Origin of the sequence: Micromonospora sp. KC207, assembly GCF_004348615.1 — a bacterium.
Classification (GTDB): domain Bacteria; phylum Actinomycetota; class Actinomycetes; order Mycobacteriales; family Micromonosporaceae; genus Micromonospora.
This window is the reverse complement of sequence record NZ_SMKJ01000331.1, coordinates 1-7,010: the sequence shown is the minus strand read 5'-3', so window position 1 is coordinate 7,010 and position 7,010 is coordinate 1. Positions and strand designations below refer to the sequence as shown.

The following is a 7,010-nucleotide window of genomic DNA, read 5'->3' as shown; positions in this document are numbered from 1 at the left end:
GAACCCCGCCTGACGGCAGGAACCGTGGAGAGCCCGTTGCCGAGAGATCGGCACGGCGGGTTCGGAGAGCGGTCCGGGGAAACGGACCGGGAGCAATCCCGCCACCGCGCCCCGGGCCGACTCCACAAGCGGATGTAGCGGACGTCGGCGAGTTCGCAGATGGCCTGGTGGTGGCGGTGCACCGCGGCCGGGTCCATCGGCCCACCCGTGCTGGTGGTAAACACGAGCCCGGTTTCGGTCCAGTCGGCGGCGGCCTCGCGCCGGTCGATGTCCTGCCGAGTGCGATAGCGCTTGAGTGCGGTTACGCAGTCGCGGGGCAGGACGATGCGCCGCGCGGAGCGGTGGGTCTTGACCGGTTGGAACGTCGGGCCGCCTCGGGTGCGGGCCAGGGTGCGCCGCACGTACAGGTGGCCGGCGTCGAGGTCGATGTCGTCCCAGCGCAGGCCGAGAAGTTCCCCTCGCCGTAGTCCGGTGCGTAGTGCCAGTTCGAACAGGGGGCCGTGGCGGTGGTAGGCGGCGGCGAGGAGGTAGCGGCGGGCCTCGCCGACGGTGAACGGTTGGAAGTCGCTGCGCGGGGTGGGTAGCCGTACCGAGCTGGCGACGTTGCGGCCGAGGAGGTCTTCGCGGACGCCGTCGGCGAGGGCGGCCGACAGGACCGCCCGGATGTAGCGGACCGTGGCGGGGCGGATGTGCTTGCCGCAGCAGTTGCCGATCGCGCAGCAGCGCGGCCGGCGTGCCTTGACCGGATGGTCAGGGTTCCGCTTGGCGTCCCAGCCCTGTGCGCAGCACTGGCACACGCTCGGAAGGCGGTCGAGGAAGGTCCGTACGTCCCGGACCGTGAGCGTGCCGAGTTTGCGTGCGCCGAGCCCCGGGATCAGGAACCGGCGGACCAGGGATTCATACGTGACGTACGTCGTCGCCCGGAGCCGATGCCGGGCGACGCCGGTCAGCCACGCGGTCAGGTAATCGCCGACGGTGAGGTTCGGGTCGGCGGCCACGACCAGGCCCCGGTTCGAGTCGGCCAGCTTCTCGGCGAGCTTGTCGGCCGCCTGGCGGCGGGTGGCGCCGTAGACGTAGATGCGCTTGCGGGTGCCGTCGGCGGCGAGAACGTAGCCAGCACCGCACCAGCGGCCGTCGGCCCGTTGGAAGATCGTGCCTTCGCCGTTGGCCTTTCTACCGGCCATGATCGGCCTCCTTGGTCAGTGAGTCGAGGTAGCCGGCCAGGGACCGGGCGGGGATGCGGCGGCAGCGGCCGATGCGTACGGAGTGCAGCCTGCGGGAGCGGATGAGGTCGTAGACGGTGTGCCGGCCGACTTGCAGCCGGGCCATCACGTCGGTGACGGTCAACAGGTCGGGGCTGCTCATTGGCCCTCCCCGAGTTGGCCGGTGTAGCGCCAGTCCCCGACGGTGAGCAGGTCGGTGGTCGGGTCGACGCCGACAGCTTCGGCGTGGCGGGTCAGCCGCCAGCGGCGCCGCTCACCGCGCAGCGCGGCGAAGGTGGTCGAGTAGGCCAGTGACTTGCTGGTGACGTGGCCCCGGTAGCCGAGCTGGTGCGCCCACCGGCGCAGCCGCAGCCCCCGCAGGTCGGGCAGTCCGCCGAGCCGCCAGCAGGTCTCCACCAACACGCGGTCGTGCGCGGGCAGCCGATTGAGGCTGACGCCGGGACGGCGGCCGGTGCCCGAGCAGACCCGGCACCAGCGTCGGAGCCCGTCGCCGGGGCGCAGGCCGTCGCCTCGACAAGCAGGGCAGAACAGCGGTGGCACGTCGACGCCGACGGCCTCGGCGGTCTTCGTGGCGTACTTCGCCACGTACCGGGCCACCACCACGTCACCGGAGGGAAGCGGCTGGATGTCAATCTGCCGCCCCCACCGCAGCACACGCCCGCCGACGATCGCTGGCGTGGCGACGGTGACGGCGGGGACCGCCCGGCGGATCGCGGTTTCCAGCAGGTGGATTGTTGCCCAGGTCGGCGGCGGGGTGGGCAGGCCGTCCGGTCCGTCGAGCCTGACGATCGCGTGGAAGTGGACCACGCCCCGGGCCTGGAACTCGGCGACCTTGGCGAAGGCCATCCGCACCTGCCGGGCAGCCTCGCGCCGGGACAGACCCGCTACGGCGGCGATGGTGCGGCGTGCCTCGGTGGTGAACCGCGCCCACAGCATTCCGGCGTGGGCGTTGAACAGTACCTGCCCCGGATAGTCGTAGCCGTCCGGTTCGAGGGGGGTGCCGATCAGCGGATCGTCCGGCAGGTGCCACCGACCGCATACGGACCGATCGGGGTGGCAGGGACGCAGGACACCGTGCCGGGCGGGGCCGAGGTGTACCGGGCCGAACGACGGCGCGGTCACCGTCACGAACACCCGCGGCCGGGCCACGGTGGTGGGCTCATCACGGAGCCCGGCGGCGATCAGGTGGAAGGCGTCGAGCTTGTACAACGTCGAACACGCCGGACACCGCGCGGCACGCCGGTTACGGCACCGCACCGTGATCATCTGCCGGTCGCCGGTGTCGGCGAGGACCCGGCCGGTGCCGGCCTCGATGAGCAGACCATGCCCGGTCAACCGGATCGGGTGCCCGCACACACCGACTCGTCCCTCAACCTCCTGAGCGGCGGCGATACGGAGCAGGGCGTCGAGGTCGACGCCAGCAGCGGTGGATGGCATCATCGGCGCGGCTCCTCTCCATTCGTGGTAGGGCTGCTTGCAGGGAGAGCGGCGGGGTGTTCTTGGCGGAATGAGCCGCCGCCCTCCCTGTCCTCATCGCCGGGACGGTCCGCCCTGGCTGCGTCGGCGAGCAGCCGCAGCGGGTCACGCACCAGTCCGGCGGTGTCCGCCGCGATCCGGTCAGCGGCCTCGTCACTGACGTACGGGGTACGGACCAGCGTGAACTCGGGCCGGCCTTCGGCGACCATCGAGGCGACCCCGATGTAGGCCGGGTCCTGCAACCGGCGCGGGTGCTCATCGGGGAAGCCGGTGATGTCCGAGCCGAGTATCGCCGTGGCCGCCTCGCTGGTGCGCTGCGCGAAACTGACCGCGACCTGGCAGTTGTCCCGGATCTTTGTCGGGATGGCGTCGCCGGTGGCCTTCTGCGTCGCCAGGATCACCTGGATACCGACGTTGCGGCCCTTACGCACCATCTCCTCCACCAGCCGGGCCGTCTGCCGCGCCACCGCATCGCGCTTCTTCGACTCGACGTCGGTGCCCTTGGACTCGCTGAAGAACGTGTGCGCCTCATCGATCACCACCACCACGAGCGGCCACGAGACGGACGGGCCGAGATGCCACACGTTCTTCACTCCGAGCACCGCCCGGATACATCGCTGACGACCCGTCATCAGCTCATGCACCCGCGCCAGATGATCACGGACCTGCTCCGGATCGTCCTTCGCCGACAGCCACGCCCGGCGGAACAGCTCGTCGTAGTCCGGGCCGCCCTTGCCGTCGATCAACACGAACTGCACCGCCGACGACGGCGCGAGTTGACAGAACCGGGCGTTCAGCAGCGAGGTCTTGCCGAAGCCGGCCAGCCCCGCGACCACCACCCCGACACGCCCGAAGAGCGGATGGTGACCGGCTGACTGTCGGCGTCGACACCCGCCGACCACGTCTCCAGATGGTCGACGGTCGTGGCGTGTCCGTTTCAGGCGGTCGGTTGGGTGAGCGGGTCGACCAGCAACGCCCGAAGCCGGACCAGGCCGGGACGGACCTGCGCTACCCGTACCTGCGGCACCCGCCACGCGTCGGCGAGATGCCCAGCGGCGTCCTGGAACTCGACCAGGCCGAGCCGGCCGACCGTGGAAGCATCGACCTCGACACCCCACCGCCGCGCCCGCACCCGGACCGTCGGAACCAACTCCCGCCGCACCACATTGGTGTGTGGACGCGACGACCACAACGGCGGGCGGACGCGTTCGGTCTGGACCAGGCCCACCCGCACGGCAGTTCGCCGCCACGTCCACCGGATCCGCCAGGCGACACGTATCGCCGGCCGGATCTCCGCGTCGGCCAGCAGATACCGCACCAGATGCGCGGCCAACCAGACGACCACCACGACAGCCGCCGCGCCCAGCAGCACGGCGGGAACCACGGTGAGCAACCTCAGATGAGTCGAATCGATCGTCGTCATCCAGGCTTCACCGCCGTCAACGCCGACGCGCGGAAGATCTGCCACGGCCGGCCGTTCTTCTCCCCCGCCACCAACGTCAGCCCGGTCGCCTTCACCCACTGGCCGACCGCGAGGTCCTTCGGCACCGAGGGCTGCGGCACCGACACCCGCAACACCTGCGGGGTCCCACCGTCGGCCGTCAACGCCAGGGGCACCTCCACCAACGGCGCACCCGTGGCGCGGTCCGTGGCGGCAACCCCGCTCTCCTTGTTCTTGAACTGCGGTGTCGCCCCAGCGAGCACCAACAGCCCCTTACCACCGTCAATCGGTAGTACCAACACGAGCGTTCTCCTTCGTTCGCCCACCACACCCTCATGGCATGGTTACTAGGCTTCCTAAGCTTCACGTGACAATAATGATCTAGTCAAGAGGTTTTGCTCAGGAATCTTGAGCAGCCCGTGTAGCTCAACCAGGACAAGACGACTACGATCAGCACATGCCGCACGACGCCGACGACCGACGCGCCCTGTTCCAACGGGTCGTCGACGACATCGTCGACCAGATCCGCACCGGCAAACTCGCCCCCGGCGACGTGCTCCCCACCGCCCGGCGCATGGCAGACACCTACGGCGTCGCCTCCATGACCGCCCAACGGGCGCTACGCGAGCTGCAACACCGCGGCCTCACCTACGCCGTCGTCGGCAAAGGCACCTTCGTCCACCCCCAGGCACCCCAACGCACCGGCACCGACGCGGACGGCCGGCCCACCGCCGCGACGACCCAGACCCCGGTCATCAGCGACAACCCGGCCCTGAACCGGCGCCTCGCCCTCTACCTCCTAGAGCGGGACCGCATCAGCGGCAAGATCGTCGACGCCTTCATGAACAAGGACACCGCCGCCGCCTGGCAAGCCACCGAAGAACTCGCCACCCTCCAACAAGCACACACCGACCTCGCCGACGACCTCGCCGCCTACGAAGCCAACCTCGGACGAGCCGCCGCCAGCGAGGCGCCCGAGCCTGCCGAGCCGCCGACACCGAAGAAGGCACGCCGCAACCCGAAGGCGTAGCCCAGCAGCCCGCCACCGACGGAGCGACTGGGCTAAGAATTGCTTCACCTAATCAAGACGGCCCGGCCAAGGCCGGGCCGCGCGCACGCGCTACACCTTCGGCCCGCGCGCACGCACCCGACGAACCACAAGAAGCAGGGAAATCGTCACGGCGCGGCAACAGGCCGTGACGATCCCTTCAGTGGATCAGCACCGCACTGGGTTCCGGGGATCGACGCCACGACGCTACGCGCCGAGGCAACGAGCAAGCCACCTCCTCGCACCGAATCGGACACCCGTGGTCACGCCCAACGTCAGCCAGTCGCCCATACCATCGCGGATGCCCGCCACAAAGACATCGATACATTTGCGCTTGTACTAAGTGCCTGACATCAACCGAGGCGCACGACCACGCACGCCGACGCGCAGAGCAGCCGAGATAACTCAAAGTAGTAGTGCACGTTCAGGCGATTCAACAGGCGCGCGGGGTGCAACGGATCCACCCGCTGCATCCCGCGTTTTGCCACGCCGAATTGGTCAGCTACGCGACTAGTTTATCCTTGCGGACGCCGCGCGAAGATTTCCACATCCTCAAGCGCATTATTTGCCCGCGACGAAAAGTCCCGGTCACTCCGCATTTCCTCCAGCCGAGACACGACCTCATCCGAAATCGCCCGATGAATACGGGCCACGTGACCCAAACAGATCACTGCCAGCTGCCTGATTTGCAGATCAAATTCACCATCGATCACATCCAACAGCGCGCTTTCGATCCAAATCCGCTCACTCTCATGGTTCACCAATGAGAGCAATGCATCAGTCGCCCGCGGCACGTCACCACTCGCAACCTCCGCCATCAGATCAGCGCGCCAGGATGGGTCTACCTGCGGTGAGTCCTTGTCAGTCACCCGATATCCAACCTGCACTCATGTGGGAACTTTTGTCGGTCATTACAGCGGTCGACCCTTTCGGTCAACCAACCCGGCTTTCCTAATAGCGCTTTGCATACCTTGAGATAGCTCACCCCAGCCACGGACATGACCATGCCAGATATCGTTCATTCCGCCATCCCGGCTACAACCACAGGCCGCTTGCCTGGTTCGGTCCAGAATCACGATCTCTCCATCCGAGACGCCGATCCTCCGGGGAGACTGACCAGGCCCCTCAGGTGTCCACTCAATCGAGTTTTCGAGCGCACCTTGACCATTTCTCGACTCAGCGCTATTTGTTCCCCGCGAAGAACCCCTTGCAGTAGGACCATGCTTCCCACCGGCTTCATAGATGCTTTCCCCGCAGTTATGAACGAGTACTGGCGTGGTGCCTGCGAGCACATAGTACGTGTGGTGGGTGGCGACAGTGAGGTCGCGCATGAGTTCGGAGCCGGTGAAGTTGTCGACCGCGACGACTGTGACCTCGCGTCCGGGTCCGCCGCCGCCGGCACCGGCACCGGTGCCGTCGCCCTCCAGCCGCTTGTCGTCGTGGATTAGCAGCCGATGTCCGACCTGGAGTTTCCCGGCGTCGACCCACTGCCGGTCGGTGGCGTCCCAGAACGGGTGATGCGCCGTGGTCTCCAGCGTCACCGCCCGCTGCGCACCGCTGCCCAGCACGGTGACGTTCGTCAACTCCCGGTCGATGTTGACATGCAACCGGGTCACCGGCTCGGCGCTGGTCTCCCCCGTCTCCGGATCGGTCGACACCACCTCGTCACCGGGCTGGACGTCCCCGATCGGACGGGCCGTACCATCGGCCAGCAGCACCAACGTCGCCGGGTCGAAACTGTGCCGGGGCTTGCCGGTGGAGCAGGAACCAGCCGACACCTCCTCCGCCCGCGGCGGCCGAGCCGACGGCGCCGACCCACCAC

General features: G+C 68.2%; 7 protein-coding genes and 1 pseudogene. 1 reads left to right on the top strand and 7 read right to left on the bottom strand.

The window, feature by feature from the left end; genetic code table 11:
- The 5 genes and pseudogenes from E1258_RS28230 to E1258_RS28210 all read right to left on the bottom strand — a co-directional run.
- Positions 1-1,184: site-specific integrase (locus E1258_RS28230; RefSeq protein ID WP_243715745.1), on the bottom strand; the 1,184-nt coding region annotated here is incomplete at its 3' end.
- Positions 1,174-1,365, bottom strand: coding sequence for a helix-turn-helix domain-containing protein (locus E1258_RS28225; RefSeq protein WP_018802379.1), 192 nt, complete (start codon positions 1,363-1,365; stop codon positions 1,174-1,176). The genes E1258_RS28225 and E1258_RS28230, both read right to left, overlap by 11 nt.
- The gene (locus tag E1258_RS28220; protein WP_132406478.1) at positions 1,362-2,663 is read right to left on the bottom strand and encodes a replication initiator; all 1,302 of its coding nucleotides are present in this window, start codon (positions 2,661-2,663) and stop codon (positions 1,362-1,364) included. Before E1258_RS28220 ends, E1258_RS28225 begins: the two co-directional genes overlap by 4 nt.
- A pseudogene (locus E1258_RS28215) lies at positions 2,660-4,122 on the bottom strand (FtsK/SpoIIIE domain-containing protein). Before E1258_RS28215 ends, E1258_RS28220 begins: the two are co-directional and overlap by 4 nt.
- On the bottom strand, positions 4,119-4,442 hold the full coding sequence (locus tag E1258_RS28210) for a hypothetical protein (protein ID WP_132406476.1): 324 nt from the start codon (positions 4,440-4,442) through the stop codon (positions 4,119-4,121). Before E1258_RS28210 ends, E1258_RS28215 begins: the two are co-directional and overlap by 4 nt.
- Positions 4,443-4,597: 155 nt before the next feature.
- Between E1258_RS28210 and E1258_RS28205 the strand changes: the two genes are divergently transcribed.
- Entirely contained in the window at positions 4,598-5,170 is a 573-nt protein-coding gene (locus tag E1258_RS28205) for a GntR family transcriptional regulator (RefSeq protein WP_132406474.1), read from the top strand.
- Between the two features lie 533 nt (positions 5,171-5,703).
- Here E1258_RS28205 and E1258_RS28200 read toward each other — a convergent pair.
- Both E1258_RS28200 and E1258_RS28195 read right to left on the bottom strand, forming a co-directional pair.
- Positions 5,704-6,057 (bottom strand): hypothetical protein, encoded by a 354-nt coding sequence (locus tag E1258_RS28200; protein WP_132406472.1) that lies wholly within the window; start codon positions 6,055-6,057, stop codon positions 5,704-5,706.
- Positions 6,058-6,099: 42 nt separating this feature from the next.
- A partial coding sequence (locus tag E1258_RS28195) for a polymorphic toxin-type HINT domain-containing protein (protein WP_256371038.1) occupies positions 6,100-7,010 on the bottom strand: 911 nt, incomplete at its 5' end.